This is a genomic window from Chitinophagales bacterium (assembly GCA_019638515.1).
In the GTDB taxonomy this organism is placed as follows: domain Bacteria; phylum Bacteroidota; class Bacteroidia; order Chitinophagales; family LD1; genus UBA7692.
Genome location: JAHBTS010000001.1, coordinates 711838 through 730170, shown reverse-complemented (window position 1 = coordinate 730170; position 18333 = coordinate 711838). Strand labels below are relative to the sequence as shown.

Sequence of the window (18333 nt, the reverse complement as noted above, 5' to 3'; positions counted from 1 at the left end):
GGCCTATTCAATCATTTTCAAGAAACTATCTTCATCTATTACTTGAATTGAACTTATCTTTTTAGCCTTCTCTAATTTACTGCCGGCATCTGCGCCAGCCACTAAAAAATGTAGATTGGCAGATACACCACTCAATAGCTTCCCTCCGTTTTCTTCTACCAACTGCTTGGCTCTATCGCGGGTAAAACGCTGCAAAGTGCCGGTAAACAAGAATGTTTTTCCTTCCAGTTTATTGTTCTTTGCCAAAGTGTCTTCCGCCCTGTTTACGGTGTTTACACCAATAGCTTTTAAATGCTCCAATAGTGCGATATTAGAAGCATTGTCAAAAAAGTTGCGAATACTCTTTGCCACCTTTGGACCAATACCTTCTATGCCGGTAAGCCATGCTATGTCTGCCGATGCAAGACTGAATATATCTGCCACATGTGCGGCAATATCTTTAGATGTAGAAACGCCCACATGCCTTATGCCCAAAGCATTTATCAATCGCCAAAGCGGACGATTTTTAGCAGCCTCTACTCCTACTTTTAAATTCTCCACCGATTTTTCGCCCCAGCCTTCCAACGCCAATATTTCTTGATAGGGCAAAGCGTAAATATCTTCTATGTTCCGAATAAATTTTCGCTCAATAAAATCTATTACAATACATCTTCCCAAACCTTCAATATCCATTGCATCTTTACTTACAAAGTGAATAGCCCGCTCTTCGGTTTGTGCAGGGCAATCTACATTGTCGCAACGCCATACGGCCTCCTCTTCCGGCTTTACCAAAAGTGTTTGGCACGATGGGCAATTTCGAGGAAATTCAATGGCTGTTTCTGCGCCCGTTCGCAATGGTTCTACCACCCCCACAATGTAGGGAATAACTTCTCCGGCTCGCTCCACAATTACGGTATCGTTTACACGAATATCTTTCTCTGTAATAAAATCTTCGTTGTGCAGCGAAACAGATGAAATAGTAACACCCGCCAAAGGTACAGGCTCTATTTTGGCCACAGGCGTTACAGCACCCGTGCGCCCAACCTGAAACTCCACCTTTAGCAGTTTACTTTGTGCTCGCTTAGCTGCAAACTTAAATGCAATTGCCCAACGCGGATGATGTGAAGTACTGCCGCATAAATTCTGCTGTGTGAGTGAATTTACCTTCACCACCATACCATCGGTGTCTATATTAAAAGTATTGCGTTTTTCGTTCCAGAGGTGTAGAAAATCCGAAATTTCTTGAACGGAATCACAACATTTTAATTCATGTAAAGGAGTAATAAAACCACAGGCATTTAGTATTTCTATACAATGAAAATGGCTCTCTAACTTAGACAAAAGTAAGTTATTCCCGTGCGTATCTTCTGCAAAAGAAATGTGATATAAAATAGCTTCTAATTTTCGTGCCCGCACCTCTTCAGGATTTTTTAAACGCAGCGATCCTGCAGCTGTATTTCGCGGATTCTGAAATACTTTTTCGCCTGCTGCCTGGCGTGCTGCATTCATTTTTTCAAACACATCTCGCTTAATAACAACTTCGCCTCTTATTTCAACTTTTGAAATTCCGTGTGCCAAAAAATTTGCCGAAAGCGGAATACTTGCCAATGCTTTGGCATTGTTGGTAATGTCTTCTCCAAGGGAGCCATCGCCACGTGTTGCGGCTCGTACCAAGCGGTTATTCTCATATACCAATGCAATACTTGCGCCATCAAACTTAGGCTCTACGCAATACTGCACTTCTGCAGAAGCCACCAATTCTTTTACCCGCCTATCGAATTCAAGTAAGTCGCCCTCGCTGTAACTATTATCCAGCGAAAGCATAGAGGTGAGATGTGTTACAGTTTCAAAATTTTCGGTTAGGCCACGCGCCACTCTTTGTGTTGGGCTATCATCGGTAACAAGTTCCGGATGTTGCTTTTCAGCTTGCTTTAATTGCGCAAACAAAGTATCGTAATCAAAATCCGAAATGCGCTGTTCACTCAATACATAATAACACCAATCGTGAAATTTGATAACACGCCTTAAATCTTCTACATGCTGCTCTACAGTTTTTATTGCTTGATTTTGCAGCAATAATTGAGAGAGTTGCATTAAATTTTGTTGCGCTTCGGCAGAGTACATACAAATGATTTTTGGCGAAGGAAACAGAAAAATAAGAAAAGAAAAGTGCTATTGATTTTTTGTAAGCGTGCTTACCTCTGCTAAAAATTCGCCATCCAACACATCTAACTTCGAAGCCAACTTTGCAGATATGGTGAGTATAGCATCGCTACTGCTGCCGCCAATTACTTTTACATAAGTAGAGCGTTTGCTCATTAAGTTTGTAATTTTTATTACCGTACCCGGTTCGCAACTGCTGGAGTAAGCAAGGTACTCATTTCCGATAATGGCATCGGAAAGTGCCGCTACGCCTCTCTGCTTCTTAACTTTATAGTTTTGGCTACCCAATTTATGCTGAAACGATACTGCATATTCATCTGCAAAACTCAATACAGGCTTGGCTGAAAGAATTGGCTTTTCAATCTCCTTAGTTGCATCTACAACTACAGCATCGGTAACAATGGGTGCTGCACTTACTTCCTTTTCAACAACAACTGCTTGAGGAACTTCCTTTTTCTCCTCTTCCGCAGTTTCTTTTGCAGCAGTACTTACGGTTGCAAGCTCCGGTTCTTTTTGTGCCGCTGTGTTTGGTGGCGTAGCTTCCGGCTTTATGGCAGCAGCCATATCTAACCTTGCCTGCTCTTCATCTACCTTTTGGGTATGTTTCTCTTTATTGCTTTTTGTACTCTTTACAATGGGAGGTGCAGGAGTTTCTTCTTTTACCTCATTGGTTTTTACTTCACTTTTTGCCACTTCTTTTGCAATATCAATTACCACAGCATTTGCAGGAATTTTATCTTCATGTACTTCGGTATTGATAGGTGCTTCGGTTCGGTTTGTTACTGTTAGCTTTTGCCCTAGCGTTATATCTGTAGAAGCAAGGTTATTCAATGCTTTCAACTCGCTAGATTTCATACCGTATCGCTTTGTGATATTGTAATACGTATCGCCCTGCTTTACTATGTGAACCGCAGCATTTTTATCTGAAATTATTGCCGGAGCGCTATCTTTTTTCTTCTCTACAACAACTTCGCGTTTGGCATCTTCTGCCGCAGTGTTGGTCATAGTTACCAAAGGCGACACTTCTTTGCTTGCAGGCTTGCTGTTTTCTTCTCCCACAATTGCGGTTGCAGGCAAGATAAGGCGCTGGTTTTCTGCAATAATTGTATTGGGTAAATTATTGGTAGAAATTAAATCGTAAGCTAGTATTTTATACTTCTTGCATATTGTATAAAAACTTTCTTCCCTCTGTACGATATGAATCCATTGATCGCCCTGTTTTATGGGATTAACGGCCATAGCAGGTGCTTTAGTAGGTGCCGTAACCTTTTGAGGGCTAACACTACTTTGCGGAACAGCCGCCTGCACTCTAGGAATACAAACTTTTTGCCCTATGCGCAATGTTGGGTCTTTTCCCAATTCAGGATTTACAGCCAGAATTTCCGATACTTTTACTTTGTACTTTACAGATATGCGATACAGCGTTTCTCCTGTTTGCACTTCGTGTTCAAAACAAACAGGCGGTAAGGCGTTTAAAGCATTTACCCAAACAAGAAAAACTAACAACAAGATATTTTGTACTCGCAACATCAATTTGTTTTATAGCATTACAAATGTAGTTTTACAAAAAGGAGTTATGAAATTCATACAAGCGCTCTTAACAACCATTGTTTTTTTGCTGTGTAGTTCATTGCACACCCATGCCGAAGATATCGTTTACAAATTCAATATCAACAGCGAAATTTCACCATCGGTTACTCGATTGGTAGAAAGCGCATTGCAACAAGCACAAAGCAGACATGCTGCTTACATTCTAATTGAGTTAGATACTTATGGCGGCTTAGTGGATGATGCCGATAAAATTAGAACCATGTTGCTGCGCACTAAAATTCCCACATTGGTTTTCATAAAAAACAATGCAGCTAGTGCAGGCGCACTGATTTCTATTGCGTGCGATAGTATTTACATGGCATCCGGTGCCACTATTGGCGCAGCCAGTGTGGTAAACCAAAATGGAGAAGTAATGCCCGAAAAATACCAAAGTTATATGCGTAAAAAAATGCGTGCCACTGCCGAAGAAACAGGCAGAAATCCTTTAATAGCCGAAGGTATGACCGATGAAAACTTAGCTATTGATGGCATTAAAGAAAAGGGAAAAATAGTTACGCTTACCACCGATGAAGCTCTAAAACTAGGCTTTTGCAATGCCAAAACAGAAAACATTACAGAGATAATAAAACGCCTACCCGGTTCACCGGAATTGGTAAATCACCAATCGAGCATGGTGGAGCGTGCCACTATTTGGCTAGTAAACCCAGCTATTTCAGGTGTGTTGCTGCTGCTCATTTTTGGCGGTTTATACTTTGAATTTAAAGCCCCCGGCACTCTGTTTCCTATTGGCGTGAGCACACTTGCCGCCATGCTTTACTTTGCTCCGCTATATTTAGAAGGCTTAGCAGCCAATTGGGAAATACTTGCTTTTATTATAGGCATAGCATTATTGCTGGCAGAAATTTTTGTAATTCCGGGTTTTGGAGTAGCTGGCATTACGGGCATTTTGCTCACTATTGGCGGTTTATCTTTAGCCATGCTGCGCAATGTAGATTTCGATTTTTCTGCAGTTTCTACCGATGAGGCCGGGCGTTCATTTTTTATGGTAGTAGCTGCCATGCTTACGCCACTCATACTATTGGTTGCTTTTGGAAAGCAGCTTTTCAACTCGCCATTCTTCGAAAAACTAGCACCGAAAGACAACCTTTCTTCGCACAAAGGTTTTTCGGTAAAGGAAAACACACTACCTTCTCTTATTGGCACAGTTGGCAATACCATTACCGATCTTCGCCCGGCAGGAAAGGCAATGTTTGACCACACACGGCACGAAGTAATTTCTGAAGGTGACTTTATTGCCGTTGGCACCAAAGTAAAAGTGCTGCGCATTCAAGGAAACTACTTGGTTGTAACTAAAATAGACGAAGCATCATAGAACCTATTCAATACATTTTATGAAAACAATAGGCATTATTCCATCGCGGTACCAATCTAGCCGCTTACCGGGCAAGCCCTTGGCGCTCATTGCCGGAAAGCCCATGATTCAAAGAGTATATGAACAATGCCTGCAATCTAACTTAGACGAAGTGCTGGTAGCTACCGATGATGAACGCATTTTTAATACAGTTCAACAATTCGGAGGCAAAGTGGTACTCACCCAGCCACAACACAAAAATGGCACCGAAAGAATTGCAGAAGCCGCTCTGCATTCCAATGCCGATGTGGTTGTGAATATACAAGGCGATGAGCCGTTTATTCATCCCGAACAAATAAACACTGTACTTCAATCTTTTACCAACAATACCACACCAATTGCCACACTCGCCAAGTTTTCTGCCGATAAAATTTTGTTTGAAACCGACAGCATTGTAAAAGTTGTTTTCAACAAACAGCACCACGCACTTTTATTTAGCCGAAGTGCCATTCCTTTTCATAGAGGCAACGAAGTATTTGGCTTCTATAAACACATTGGTATTTATGGTTTTAAACGAACAACCTTACTGGAATTAGTGCAACTGCCCGCTTCGCCTTTAGAAATAAAAGAAAGCCTAGAACAGCTGCGCTGGTTAGAAAACGGATACACCATAAAAGTGGCACTCACCACCGAAGAAAGTATAGCCGTAGATACACCCGAAGATTTATTGAAAGCTGAGCAATATGCCGCTAAGCATCACCTATAAAATATTAAAGCCGTTAAAAACATTTCTGCTTTCCAAAAGTTGAAATAGTATTGCATGGTATTTTATGAAAAAACTTATTTCGCTTTTAGGCTTGGTGCTATTGTTGCATAGCAGTTGCAGCTATTCCGACACTTGGGAAGTTGTGAATGTAAACAATGAATTTTCGGCAGATATTCCTTCGTGGATGGACAAAACCGATGAACTTAAAGACGGTGCTCCGCTGCAATACAGAAACAGGTTTCGCAATGTATATTTTTTGGTAATAAAAGATAAGCAAGATTCGTTGCCAGCATTTCCGGTATATGCTGCTCAAAATATTTCGGTATTAAAAAGAGCCGTAGAGCATCCCATAGTTTCAGATTCAGCAACCGCAGAATTGGGCGGCTTAGTTGGTGTGCATGCAGAGGTAATGGGCAATATGGGTGAAGAAAAAATATTTTATACACACTACTCGCTGCAAGGAAAAAACGGCTATAACTATCAAGTTTGTATTTGGACAAGAGGCGAAGAGCGCAAACTGCGCTACAACGAAGAAATGCACCGCATGATTCAATCGTTTAAGTTGCTGCAATAATTCATAGCTTACACATCCATTCTTATTTTCCACTCTTTGGGATAATGATTATTTAGTCGGGTGCCGGTGCTTTTTGCCCAACCAAGGCAAGTATTCCCAAACACTACAGCCAGCCAGCCTTTGGGCGCTTCTATGTGCATACTTTCGTTCTTCAAAAATTTTAAAGCATCGCTTTTAGAAAGTTCTATTTGTGGCAAGTGTGTATTCCTATTCACAGAAATTGCTGCGGCATGGTTCAGTTGAATATCTTTTCCTTTTTCTTCGCCAACGGCAGTTCCTGCTTGTTTTATGTTCAAAAACTTTTCGGCAGTAAGCAACTTTTGCCATGCACTTTCTTCTATAAAAGTGTATTGGTTTTTAAACTGAAACCACTTAAAACGCTCAGCATTTTCTATAATGCTACTCAACGCAGCAGGCACTTGCTTATAGGTAAACGCCTGCACTTGTTTTTTGTAGTTTTTTATATCAAAAGATGGAGCAGTAAACGGCTTCTTTTTCCTTACACATGCTATGTAAAACCCCTCGCCCTTTACTTTATGCGGATAAAATCTGTAGCCATGTTCCGCAACCACTACACCCTCCGGAATAGCAGCCTTTATTCGTATTTCTTCCATTCCCTTTTCTTCGCAAAGCCATTTAATTTTTTCTTCGTTTTCGGCCTTTTCAAAAGTGCAGGTTGAATAAATAAGTATGCCGTTTTCCTTTAGTGAACCCACTATATTTTCAAGAATTTCTGCCTGCCGAAGGCTGCATATTTCTACATTTTTCTCGCTCCACTCTTCTATGGCACGTGCATCTTTCCTAAACATACCTTCACCGCTACATGGCGCATCTATCAGCACTACATCAAAGAAATTTTGCAGCGGCAAAAAATCGCCTGCCTCGTTCTGCGTAACAATTACATTGGCTGTTCCCCACTTGGTTATATTTTCGCACAAAACAGCATTGCGCTTCGGTATTACTTCATTACAAAAAACCGTAGATTCTTGGTGGAGCAATGCCACTAAATGAGTAGATTTTCCTCCCGGTGCAGCACACAAATCTAAAGCGGTAACTGCGGCATCGTTTGCAATATTTTCTTTTACAAATTGTTCAAGAAACATTGAACTTGCTTCCTGCACATAATAGTTTCCTGCATGAAAATGCGGATCGGCCGTAAACAACGGGCGCTCTGCAAGGTAATTTCCGGTTGCACACCACAAAATTGGCGTAGCATTTTCCCATTCCTTTTTCGGCTTTAGCGGATTCTGACGTACCGACACGGGCGATACTTCGCCTAAAGCATCGAAAAAAAGTGGACTTTCCTCTCCAATTAACGCTTCAATAGTATTTTTAAAGCCCTTAGGCAAATTTTGTGTTTTCAACTGTTAATTATCATTTACATTCGCAGCCGCAAAAAAAGAAATATTATGGCGAAGATTGGATTGTTCTACGGAACCGACACAGGAAATACCGAGCGCGTTGCAAAACGTTTAAAAGAAGTATTGGAAACTAAAATTGGAGCCGGAGAAGTAGAAGTAAAAGAAATTTACAAAAAAACTGCTGCCGATATGCAAGCCTACAACCTACTGGTGCTGGGTATGCCTACTTGGTACGATGGCGAATTGCAAGGCGATTGGGAAGAGTTTATTCCCGAAATGAAGAAAGTAGATTTTAGCGGAAAAAAAGTGGCGTTTTATGGCTTAGGCGACCAATACGGCTATGCCTCTTACTTTTGCGATGCCTTAGGATTATTTGCAGAAATTGCCGAGCAAGGCGGAGCAGAATTGGTAGGTTTTTGGCCGATAGCCGGATTTGAACACGATTTTAGCAAAGCACAACGTGGCGATAAATTTGTAGGCCTGTGCTTAGATGTAGATAACCAAGATGAACTTACCGAAGGCCGCTTACAGCAATGGAGCGCTCAAATTCTTACCGAAATGAACTTAAACTAACTACTACTATTTTTGGTATAGTTGCAACAGCTTATCTGTGTAGCTTGCAATATCGTGTTGGCGAGCATATGCCACTGCATAGTCGCTCATTTTTCTATATAATACTTTATCGGCTGCAAGTTTCAATATAGCAGTTGCAAATATTTCGGGATTTTGCTCCGTAAGCAAATACCCATTTTCTCCTTCTTCGATAATATCGCGGTTTCCGCCCCCATCTAACGATACTATCGGCAAACCTGCAGCCATAGCCTCTAGCAACACCAAGCCAAAAGGCTCGTAAGTAGCACTATGAACATATATACTTGCTTCGCTTAAATACTGCGGCACATTGGCAACATTTCCGGGTAGCGAAATATATTGTTCCAAGCCCAACTTATTTACCTTTTCCTGTACGGCTTTCCGCAAAATACCATCGCCCAACATGGTAAGTTTTACTGCTATATTTTTCTTCACCAAACAATGCACCACATCTACCAAAAACTGCTGATTTTTTTTGGCAACAAAACTTCCCACATTTACAAGGTGCAAAGGTGTGCATTCTTTAACGCTGCATACCGCATTAAAAGCGTGAAACCGAATGGCATTGTGCAGTAAAAAAATGCGATCCCTAAACTGCAATGGCAAATTAGAAAGAAAATAATCTTGCGTGTGTTTTGATATGGCAATAAACGAATTACTGCATTTACTGTACGCCTTTAGCAACAACCTACGCTCGTAATAATCCGTAAATGCTACCTTGCTTGTAAGCACATCCCACGAAAAACTTTTCAGCTGCTTCATATTATCGTGGCAATGCGAAAACCACTTTGCATTGCCATACGCCACATGGCGCGAAACCATTTCGGCTTCAAACAAATGCGAGTGGATAACATCGGGCTTAAAATCGCGTATAAACTGCGCAAGCGCTTCTATTTCCACTACTGCCTTTCCGCGCAGCGATGGAATATATTTTGATGGAATAACGCGGTAATCTATTGCTTTTGTAAAATCGCTGTATTCATTGTGTGGATTCAATGCCACCAATACTGCCTTTACACCACTTCTACTCGAAAGTTCTGTGCAAATATCCAATGCCAGGCGCTCTGCACCTCCTTTGCTAAGATTGGGAACAATATGGAGAATGCGCATGGGTTATTCTTCTAAAAATGTTTTGAGTTTAATATCTGCCATAGCATTTAATTCGGCAACATACTCTATGCCTCTTTTACTTATGGCGCTGTAATTATTCAGCACACTTTCTATTTGCTGTTTTATTGCCACTACATTATCGTAATCGCGCACCACTAAATGTGTCTCTAAAAAACTATCGCCATCAAAAATTCCGCTATTGGCAGTGGTAAGGCAAGGCGTTCCAACTGCAAGACTTTCGGTAGCTACCAAGCCCCAGCTTTCGCTGAAAGAGAGATACAGGTTTATGTCCATTTCTTGCAACCGCACCAAAAATTGACTGTGGCTCAACATACCGCTTTCGCCAATAATTCTGCTTGAAGGCAGGTACGAAAAATCGTTTTTATTCATTACATGCACCTTGCTTTCGGGCAGCAGCAGTGCCGCCAGCACCTGCGTGTGTAAATTCTTATTAAAAGTATTGCTACCAAAAACGCCCACCTTCAATTGGTGTAGTACAGGTGCTTGCTTTGCCACGGCATCGGGAGCAACATAATTCTTAACCATATACTCGCCTGCGTGCACGCCATAAATTTGTTTGAAAGCTGCGGCTAAACCTTTTTTATTAAACCCCACTTTGTACAGTATTTTACTACGCACCAAATTGGCTGCCAACTGAATATTATTGCGCTGCACTTCGCTGCTATACTCCGAAGCAGGGCCGGCAAAAAGCAAGTATAATTTTGTAGTTGTGTTTGCCTTGTTTATACTCCTAAAAAGCAATTCAAAATATGGAGGAAAACCGTTGAACACAACTTTATCGAAATTCATTTCTCCAATTTTGCTTCCCAATTTTTCGAGCAGCCGTGGGGTGAGTAAACTATTGGAATACTGCTGTGGCAACACTACTAAATTTTGAGGAAAAAGCATTTGCGCTGCCTGCTTTATTCCCATCCAGTGCTGCTGTGTATTTTGCGGGCAAACAGCCACAACAGCACTCTTATTTCGGGCATCTGCAAATGCTGCAACAGTTTCTTCAAATGCTTTTGCGGCATTTTTTTCAAACCTAATTTTTTGCAATACTCTATTTATCATACACCAGCATTTTACCCGATTTAGAAGTTTCCTTTTTAAATGAAGTGGCTACAACCTTTGAATAATGGCGCAGCAAATACATTGTGTGCTTACGCTCCTCAATAGCTGCGCTGTGCTTTTGCTTGCGCTGCTCCAGCCAATTATCTAACCAAAGATTGCACAACCAAAGTAACACATAAGCATGGTAATAAAGGGCATTGTATGTTTTAAAAACAAACAACAATTCAGAAATGAGTATTTGAAAATTTTTGCGTTCACTGCTTTTAGAACTTCCTGAATCTTTATGCAAAATATGAGTATCGGCAAAGTAATACTGCTTAAAACCTAAGCGATTAAGCCGCACACACCATTCCACATCTTCGTAGTACAAAAAGAAATCTTCGTCTAACCACAAACTGGCAGTGCTCAACTGCTGCTTATTAAACATTAAAAATGCTCCGCTCAAATGCTCCGCAAAATGGCTGGTAGCATACCATTCTGCCGTGTACGCTACAGGGCGGCTTGCACCAAAAATTTTAATCCACAAAGGATTTTTCTGCAACAACGCAGTAATATTTTTATAGGTACTGTGCACGCTTGGTAATACGGCTCCTTCAAACGATTTTATTTGGCAGCCCAGCAATCCTATTCTACATTCTTTTTCGAGTTGCTTAAACTTATTATAGCAAAACGACACAGCATCGTCTTGCAGCAACGTATCGGAGTTTATTATTAAAACATAATTATAGGAAGCTGCGCGTACTCCGGCATTATTTCCACGTGCAAAACCCGCATTGTAGCTATTGTTTATCCACTTCACAAACGGAAATGCCTCTGTAATATATGCCTGCGAATTATCTTGCGAACAATTATCTACCACTATTATTTCATACGCAACGCCTTTCGTAAATGCAACCAGCGAACGAATAGCATGGTGGAGCAAATCCGGAGTTTTGTAATTTACAAAAACAATACTTACACCTTCGGTTTGCATTAGTCGGTTACTATTTTTTTAAAGCCATTAAAAGAAAAATGAAGGGTGCCATCGGCAATAAACTTAAGGCGCTCCGCTCCGGTTGCTTCACCAATAGGATAGCGAGGAATGGCATGTAATGCAGTTGCATTGCCACTAAAGATATTTCCTTGCCTTCCGGTTACACTCATGCTAAAACCTGCTTGCGCTGCCAACTCAAATTCTCGCACACTACACTCGTTTTTAGAGCCAAACGGATATGCAAAATGCTGTACCGGAAGTTGAATATTAGCTTCTAATTCTTGCTTAGAATGTACCATCTCCTGCAAAGCATCTTCGGCTGTAAACTTTGCAAGCGGCACATGGTTTTGCGTGTGTGCGCCAATGGTACAAAGCGAATCGGACGATAACTCTTGTATTTCTTTCCAACTTAATGCCGCGCACGGTGGCGGTTGCTCATAGTGCTTAAATACCTGCTCTATCTTTTCGTTCATTACAACTACACTTTTTGAATCAAGAATAAAGTACCGAATGGCATTATAGGCATTCATTCTTGCTTCGCTCGAATGCAGGCTGTATGCAAACTCTTGCGCCTGATACGAAAATTGTATCTGCGTATGTGCAAACACTAGTTGCATAAGCGTTTCGGCCCAATTGAAAGCAGTTTTATTGGGAAAGCAATTGGTAACATAAATGGTGAAGGGCGCTTGTTGCTTTTTAAAAACAGGGTAAGCATATTCTAAGTTATCCTTCCAGCCGTCATCTAAAGTAATAACGGCAAAAGGCTTGCTATTGTGCTGTTTTAAACGTTCCGGCACTTCATTTACTGCAATAATTTCAAACCCAAATTGGCGGATAGATTGCAGCAACCATTCTAAATACTCGGGCGAAACAGACATTCCGGATTTATCGGCACTCGATGCCGGCAAAACCCTGTGCAGGCAAATAATAAAACCTTTACCCGCAAAAAAAGGCCTAGATAAAATACCATTGCTCTTTACAAATGCCCCAAGTGTTTTTTGATAAATGAAATTTGCTGCACTCATTGCTACATATCTAAAACAAAAATTTCGGAATACAAGGTGTCGTAGTCTTCGCTGCCAAGTTCGGCCGAATAAAACATTTGGCGGGAATGCAAAAAGCTACTCGTTAAGAAATACTTGGGTTGGTACTTATCTGTAAACTCCTTGCGCATACAAAAGCAGCTGTATGCTTTATATGCTTTAAAAAATGCAGCAGCAAACGCGGCAATATGCTGCATTAAAAATTTGTAATCGGAACAATAATGAATTTCCGGGCAAACCATAATGGTGTCTAACAAACTAAATCGTGCAATTTTCCGACACAGCAAATCTATATAACCAATTACCTTAGCAGTAATAAACTTACGCCTTTGGCCACTTCTATTTTTCACTACCAGCAGCACACTTTTTTCACCAACAGAAAACAGCAACACCTTACAATTATAGGCAGTGTGTGTTTGTGCTATTGCAAGTTCGGCCGTGGTGAGCCTATGCGCCATTGCTTGCCAATTTGAAGTAACAACAGCAGGCGCAGCAGTATAAAACGGAAGTTTCCAAAACACCGTTCGGTAATCGCTTACACACTTAAAGCCGTTAGATTCATACATTTTGTAAAGGCTCGGAATAGGAGTTATGGCTGTGAGCATAAAATTGCCCAACGATTGCAAATACTGCACTATGCGATGTGTAAGTTTTTGCCCCCTATACTTTTCGTCAATTACAAGGCTGGTGAGGTTGCAAAACACTACTGTGTTTCCATTAAAATTTCTTTCGCTGAATATTAAACCCAAGTAGGCAATTACAGCACCATTGTCTTCAATTTTTACTCCGCAAAAATCTATTGAAACTTTCCAGTGAATTTTAAACAACTGCCTTTTCTGCTCATCGGAAAATGCCGATTGAAATTTTTCCAACAAAGGTAAAATGGTTGAATAATCTTCCGGATATACTTTTTTAAACTCCAATGCCATACTTACCTAACCATATTTTTGAATGCCAAAAAACGCTTCTCTACCAAATGCCATGAAGCATAAGCCAAAGGAAAAGTAATACCTACCGAAAGCAAGAAAAATGGAACTATACCAATTTGTGCGCCCAATACATGTACAATAGTTTGCTGCACAGGAAATGCATAGATGTAGAACCCGTAAGAAAAATCGCCATACTTACCAAAATTATTGGTGGTGCTTTTAATAAAAGCCAGCGTAAATATTGCATAAGGAACTAGCAGGTAAGTAAAAATGCGGAGCACACTTTCCTGCTTAAAGAAAGCCACTGCAATATACAGCAATAATATAGCTGCAAGCACCTTTAAATTGAAGTTTATTTTCTCCCTAAACAAGAAAACAAGTGTGCCCGTAAGGAAGTAAAAACTCCATTCAAAGAAGTAAGTAATATTTAATCCCAATAACCAAGATGCACTGTAGCTATACACAAAGTAATTGCTGCCAACATATATTCTAATTGCCAGCATAAACAACCATAAAACAGCTATTACATTTTTACGCTGCAATATGCCAAGCAAATACGCAACTATTACTACTAAGTACATTGTAAACTCGTAAGCAAGTGTCCACAAAGAGCCATTTACGGCAGTATTAGAATTGTTTTCAAACACTCCCGGAAGATGTAAATACAAACGATACAGCGATATAGAAACAAGATGCAGATATGTATCGGGGCGTGTAAAATAACTGTGCCAGGGGAGATTGGTTACCACTGCTCCCAATACAAAAGTAGAACACAACAGCACCACCAGTAAACCCGGAAAAATACGCAGCACTCTTCGCCACAAATAGCCTTTCCATGTTTTTGAGGCAAATGCACTTTGCGAAATAAGATAACCACTTATTACAAAAAATACAGCCACGCCAAGATGGCTAAACTGTAATGTACCCAAAGTTAGTTGCCACAACCAATCGTGCTCCGATTTACCCAAAAGCGCATACGAATGTGTAACTATAACCATAATAGCTGCCACCAAGCGTATAATATCAAAATTGTTTTCGGAGCGTACTGCTGCCATTACTTAAATAGTTTTTTAATAATTCGCAATGGTGCTATTAGCATATTTCCTAAGCGATAGGCGGTGCTTTTAGGCAAGTTCTTATTTTCGTGATATAGCAATTCGTATTGCTTAGCTAAAGTAACCGCATGTTTTTTCCAAACATATTCCTTTAGCGCCTCCAAATTTTTATTGGCAACCTGAAAAGTACGCGAAGCCTCGCTTACACGTATCTTAAAAAAAGTATGGTTCACATAATAAAATTGCCAATTGGCTTCGTATAGCTTTATCCAAAATTCCCAATCCTCTAAACCCTTCTTGCTCATCCATTCATCCAGTCCTTCTACTTGTTCGTAGGCAGTTCTTCTTATTACAGAGCAAAAAGCAATGGTATTGTAAAGCAGTATTTGGCGTGGGTTAAAATTGGTTTGAATTATCAATTCGTTCTTTGCTCCAAATAATTGATTATTTCCATACACCACAGCAATACTTTCATTAGATTCTAATATGGGTATCGCTTTTTCTAATGTATCGGGAAGTATTAAATCATCACCATCTAACGGCACAATATATTTGCCCTTGCACTGCTTTACTGCCAAGTTTCGCGCTACACTCGGCCCTGCATTTTCAATACTCACTTGCTGAACATTGGCCGGCAAATTCTTTAATGCTTCAAGCGTGGCGGCATCGGTAGAGCCATCGTTAATTACCCAAACTTCAATATGGGCATACTGCTGATTAAGTGCAGACATTACCGTTTCCACAATCAAATTGCCTTGATTGTAGCAAGGAATAATAAAGGAAACCAAAGGAAGTGTGGAGCTGCTATTCATTTACAATAAACCTATACAATTAAACTCAAAAATTGCTCAATCATTTTTGGGGTTGAAAATTCCGGCAGCACCGTTTGTTGCAATTTCGCTGCCGTTTGTTGCCTCAAGTTCTCCGATTGCAGCAGCATCAATGCTTTTTCGGCAAAGTCATTTTCATCTTTTACGTGAAACAAAAAAGGATATTCCTTTCCGGTAACATCTGCAATGGCTTCGATATTGGTTGCCAATACCGGCAAACCATAATTGATATATTCTAAAACACTGTTGGGGCAACCTTCCGAAGTGCTTGACAAAACGCCCAGATGCGCCATTTTTAATACTGCTCCAACCTCACGAATGGAGTTTACGAACTTTATGTTTTCACACAACTGCAAATCAAATGCCAGCGCTTTTGTATCTCTGCCATTGTAAGAATCTGCATTGCCAACAAACAGCATTTTTATATTGGGAATTTTATGCCGCAGCAAATCTACTCCGCGCACAACGGTAGAAGCATCTTTTTCGGGAAAGAAATTAGCCACCATTACCATCACCATATCTGTAGAATCAATTCCAATATCTTGCGGCAGCAAATTGGTATTTGAGTGCGCTTGTTGCTTTATACCGTTGTGAATGATTGCTACACGCTCCTTAGCTATACCAAATCTTTCAGCAATAAATTTTTTCCCGGGGTTAGAATTAGAAACAAAGGTAAGCCTGCTTACGGGTATCAACTTCTCAACCTTGCGAATCGGCACATGCGTATCCACACTTCGCTGATTCCAAAAACATTGCCTTACACCTGCAAAGCGAAAAACTATTGCACTTAAAAAATTGCACCACCATGTAAAAGGTATAATCACATTTACTTGATGCGCCTTCAAAAATCCTTTAAAACTCCAACAGGCAGCCCACATCGAAGCTCTTCCGGCAAATACATCCATGCCAAAGGGAAGTGTTGTATATGCAATTTGGGAGGCTTCTAATTCTTGTAAAAGAGTTTCTTCACCTTGCTTTAGTTTAAACCCGCACACCAATACTTCAAACCCGTGTTGCTTTAAACCTTTAGCCAGCAACAGCCCTTGAGTTTCGGCACCTCCACGCGTGAGAAACGGCAAAAAAACAAGTATTTTCTTTCGCTGCTGCATTATTGTAGGTTTAGCCATTCATCTAAAAATAGCAATTGCCACACCACCTGCTCGGTTCCTATATGTCGCTCGTATTCGCGTTTATTTATCAGCAAATCAATGCCACTTTCGGTAAAATACTCTGATAGGCGTGAATTTTTATTGCAAAGCCGCGCTCTTATTTCCGGGAAAAGTTTTCCATTATTTACATCTAACCAATGTTGCAAGGGCATGCCAAATCCGGCTTTTCTGCGATGAATAAAATTATCGGGAAACGATGTTGCCAATAAGCTTTTCAGCAAAAATTTTTCTTGTGGTTGGTTTCCATGCTGCATATTCAGCATTACTTCGGGTGGAATAGTAGCCGCAAATTCAAACACATCTTTATCAATAATAGGCGTGCGCACTTCCAAACTATTCATCATGCTGGCAGCATCTACCTTGGTAAGCACATCGTACACCATATAACTCTTTTGGTCGGTGTGCTTTGCCTTGTTCAATTTAGAAGTATAGGCAAGCGACTTAAATTCATTTTCTATTTCTAACCAGCGTGTTTGAATGCTTGAATGAAATTCGCTGCGCCATAGCTGCTGGCGTACCGGATGTTTTAAATACTCGGTAAAGCGCAAAAAGCTATAAACATTTGGCGTGGGGCGCAACGGAGCATATCGCTGCGGAAAAAGTTTGTGCGCCATAGGAAGCAATGCAGCTTTCCATGCAGGCACAGCCAACTTTCTATCTAAATATTTCAACCATTCGGCATAGCGCGGATAACCTAAAAAGCATTCATCGCCTCCATCGCCAGAAAGCACCATTGGCACATGTTTACGCGCCATTTTGCTCACATAATAAGTGGGCACTGCCGAGCTATCGGCATAAGGTTCGCCATAGTGCTTTACCAGTTGCGGCAAAATTCCCAAGGCATCGGCTTTCACGGTTTCGTGGTGATGCTCTACACCCAAAATTTTGGCGGCTTGCTGCGCGTATGGCAACTCATTAAAGTCTTGTTCTTCAAAAGATATGGTGAACGTTTTAACCGGAGTACTGAGTAGTTCGCTCATGTACTTTACCACCAGTGTAGAATCAATACCACCCGAAAGAAAAGCTCCAAACGGCACATCGGAAACTAAATGCGCTTGTACACTTTGCTTAATTACTTCACCCGTGCGCTCAATCCATTCATGAGAGCTACGTTTGTAATTGGGCTTAAATTCAAGTTTCCAAAAACATTCGTTGCTTACAATACTGCCATTAAAATCTACTTCCATGCAATGAGCCGGAAGCAACTTTTTCACCTTTTTGTAAATTGAATAGGGAGCAGGGATATACGAAAGCCACAAGTAATAATCGAGTGAAGCAAGTTCTATACTTTGATCGAACTGCGGAATAGTTTTGAGTGCTTGAATTTCGGAAGCAAAGGCAAATACATGGTTGTTTTGATAAAATACCAATGGCTTAATACCAAGTGGGTCGCGTGCCAAAAAACAGGTTTGCTTTCTAAAATCGGCAATACAAAAAGCAAACATACCACGAAAGCGCTTTACACATTCCTTCCCCCATTTTTGGTAGGCATAAAGAATTACCTCTGTATCGGAATCTGTATTAAAGGTAAAACCCGAATGGCGCAGTTCTGCCTTTAGTTCCTTGTAGTTGTAAATTTCTCCGTTGAAAGTAATTGCCAAATTTTTATCGGCCGAAAGCATGGGTTGCTTACCAAGGCTTGGGTCTATAATAGAAAGACGTGTATGAACTAAAGAAACTGTGCTGTGTGTATAAGAACCATTACCATCGGGTCCGCGATGCTGAAGCGAATCTGCCATTTTTTGCAGCACCGCTTGGGTATGCAAATGCTGATTGGTAGAAATAATACCTGCTATACCACACATCCCTTTTAC

At 40.7% G+C, this 18333-nt stretch carries 16 protein-coding genes; 4 read left to right on the top strand and 12 right to left on the bottom strand.

Annotation, left to right across the window (positions count from 1 at the left end; genetic code table 11):
- Nucleotides 1-3: 3 nt before the first annotated feature.
- Both ligA and KF872_03035 read right to left on the bottom strand, forming a co-directional pair.
- The gene (gene ligA, locus KF872_03040) at nucleotides 4-2103 is read right to left on the bottom strand and encodes an NAD-dependent DNA ligase LigA (GenBank protein MBX2902507.1); all 2100 of its coding nucleotides are present in this window, start codon (nucleotides 2101-2103) and stop codon (nucleotides 4-6) included.
- A 48-nt stretch (nucleotides 2104-2151) separates the two neighbouring features.
- The gene (locus tag KF872_03035) at nucleotides 2152-3651 is read right to left on the bottom strand and encodes a LysM peptidoglycan-binding domain-containing protein (protein MBX2902506.1); all 1500 of its coding nucleotides are present in this window, start codon (nucleotides 3649-3651) and stop codon (nucleotides 2152-2154) included.
- A gap of 67 nt (nucleotides 3652-3718) precedes the next feature.
- On the opposite strand from KF872_03035, the gene KF872_03030 reads away from it, so the two are divergent.
- The 3 genes from KF872_03030 to KF872_03020 all read left to right on the top strand — a co-directional run bounded on the left by KF872_03030 (nucleotide 3719) and on the right by KF872_03020 (nucleotide 6384).
- Nucleotides 3719-5065, top strand: coding sequence for a nodulation protein NfeD (locus tag KF872_03030; protein ID MBX2902505.1), 1347 nt, complete (start codon nucleotides 3719-3721; stop codon nucleotides 5063-5065).
- A 19-nt stretch (nucleotides 5066-5084) separates the two neighbouring features.
- The gene (kdsB, locus tag KF872_03025) at nucleotides 5085-5810 is read left to right on the top strand and encodes a 3-deoxy-manno-octulosonate cytidylyltransferase (protein ID MBX2902504.1); all 726 of its coding nucleotides are present in this window, start codon (nucleotides 5085-5087) and stop codon (nucleotides 5808-5810) included.
- 64 nt (nucleotides 5811-5874) lie between these two features.
- Nucleotides 5875-6384: a hypothetical protein gene (locus KF872_03020; protein MBX2902503.1), complete on the top strand. Its 510-nt coding sequence runs from the start codon at nucleotides 5875-5877 to the stop codon at nucleotides 6382-6384.
- Between the two features lie 8 nt (nucleotides 6385-6392).
- On the opposite strand, the gene KF872_03015 is transcribed toward KF872_03020, so the two are convergent.
- A complete protein-coding gene (locus tag KF872_03015) occupies nucleotides 6393-7748 on the bottom strand; it encodes an RNA methyltransferase (GenBank protein ID MBX2902502.1) in 1356 nt (451 codons plus the stop codon).
- Between the two features lie 45 nt (nucleotides 7749-7793).
- Here KF872_03015 and KF872_03010 point away from each other — a divergent pair, with 45 nt between their 5' ends.
- Nucleotides 7794-8318, top strand: coding sequence for a flavodoxin (locus KF872_03010; GenBank protein MBX2902501.1), 525 nt, complete (start codon nucleotides 7794-7796; stop codon nucleotides 8316-8318).
- 6 nt (nucleotides 8319-8324) lie between these two features.
- Here KF872_03010 and KF872_03005 read toward each other — a convergent pair whose 3' ends face one another.
- From KF872_03005 to asnB, 9 genes are read right to left on the bottom strand one after another with little or no spacing between them, the layout of a single operon-like run.
- Entirely contained in the window at nucleotides 8325-9446 is a 1122-nt protein-coding gene (locus KF872_03005; protein MBX2902500.1) for a glycosyltransferase, read from the bottom strand.
- 3 nt (nucleotides 9447-9449) lie between these two features.
- Entirely contained in the window at nucleotides 9450-10520 is a 1071-nt protein-coding gene (locus tag KF872_03000; GenBank protein ID MBX2902499.1) for a glycosyltransferase, read from the bottom strand.
- On the bottom strand, nucleotides 10510-11493 hold the full coding sequence (locus KF872_02995; GenBank protein MBX2902498.1) for a glycosyltransferase family 2 protein: 984 nt from the start codon (nucleotides 11491-11493) through the stop codon (nucleotides 10510-10512). The genes KF872_03000 and KF872_02995 overlap by 11 nt, the downstream gene beginning before the upstream one ends.
- A complete protein-coding gene (locus KF872_02990) occupies nucleotides 11493-12518 on the bottom strand; it encodes a polysaccharide deacetylase family protein (protein ID MBX2902497.1) in 1026 nt (341 codons plus the stop codon). Before KF872_02990 ends, KF872_02995 begins: the two co-directional genes overlap by 1 nt.
- Nucleotides 12519-12520: 2 nt before the next feature.
- The gene (locus KF872_02985; protein MBX2902496.1) at nucleotides 12521-13465 is read right to left on the bottom strand and encodes a hypothetical protein; all 945 of its coding nucleotides are present in this window, start codon (nucleotides 13463-13465) and stop codon (nucleotides 12521-12523) included.
- A 2-nt stretch (nucleotides 13466-13467) separates the two neighbouring features.
- Nucleotides 13468-14520 (bottom strand): acyltransferase, encoded by a 1053-nt coding sequence (locus KF872_02980; GenBank protein MBX2902495.1) that lies wholly within the window; start codon nucleotides 14518-14520, stop codon nucleotides 13468-13470.
- Complete coding sequence (locus KF872_02975; GenBank protein ID MBX2902494.1) at nucleotides 14520-15332, bottom strand: glycosyltransferase family 2 protein; 813 nt, start codon at nucleotides 15330-15332, stop codon at nucleotides 14520-14522. The genes KF872_02980 and KF872_02975 overlap by 1 nt, the downstream gene beginning before the upstream one ends.
- 11 nt (nucleotides 15333-15343) lie before the next feature.
- Nucleotides 15344-16477, bottom strand: a complete 1134-nt coding sequence (locus tag KF872_02970; protein ID MBX2902493.1) for a glycosyltransferase family 4 protein — start codon at nucleotides 16475-16477, stop codon at nucleotides 15344-15346.
- Complete coding sequence (asnB, locus tag KF872_02965) at nucleotides 16459-18324, bottom strand: asparagine synthase (glutamine-hydrolyzing) (protein MBX2902492.1); 1866 nt, start codon at nucleotides 18322-18324, stop codon at nucleotides 16459-16461. The genes KF872_02970 and asnB overlap by 19 nt, the downstream gene beginning before the upstream one ends.
- Nucleotides 18325-18333 lie beyond the last annotated feature (9 nt).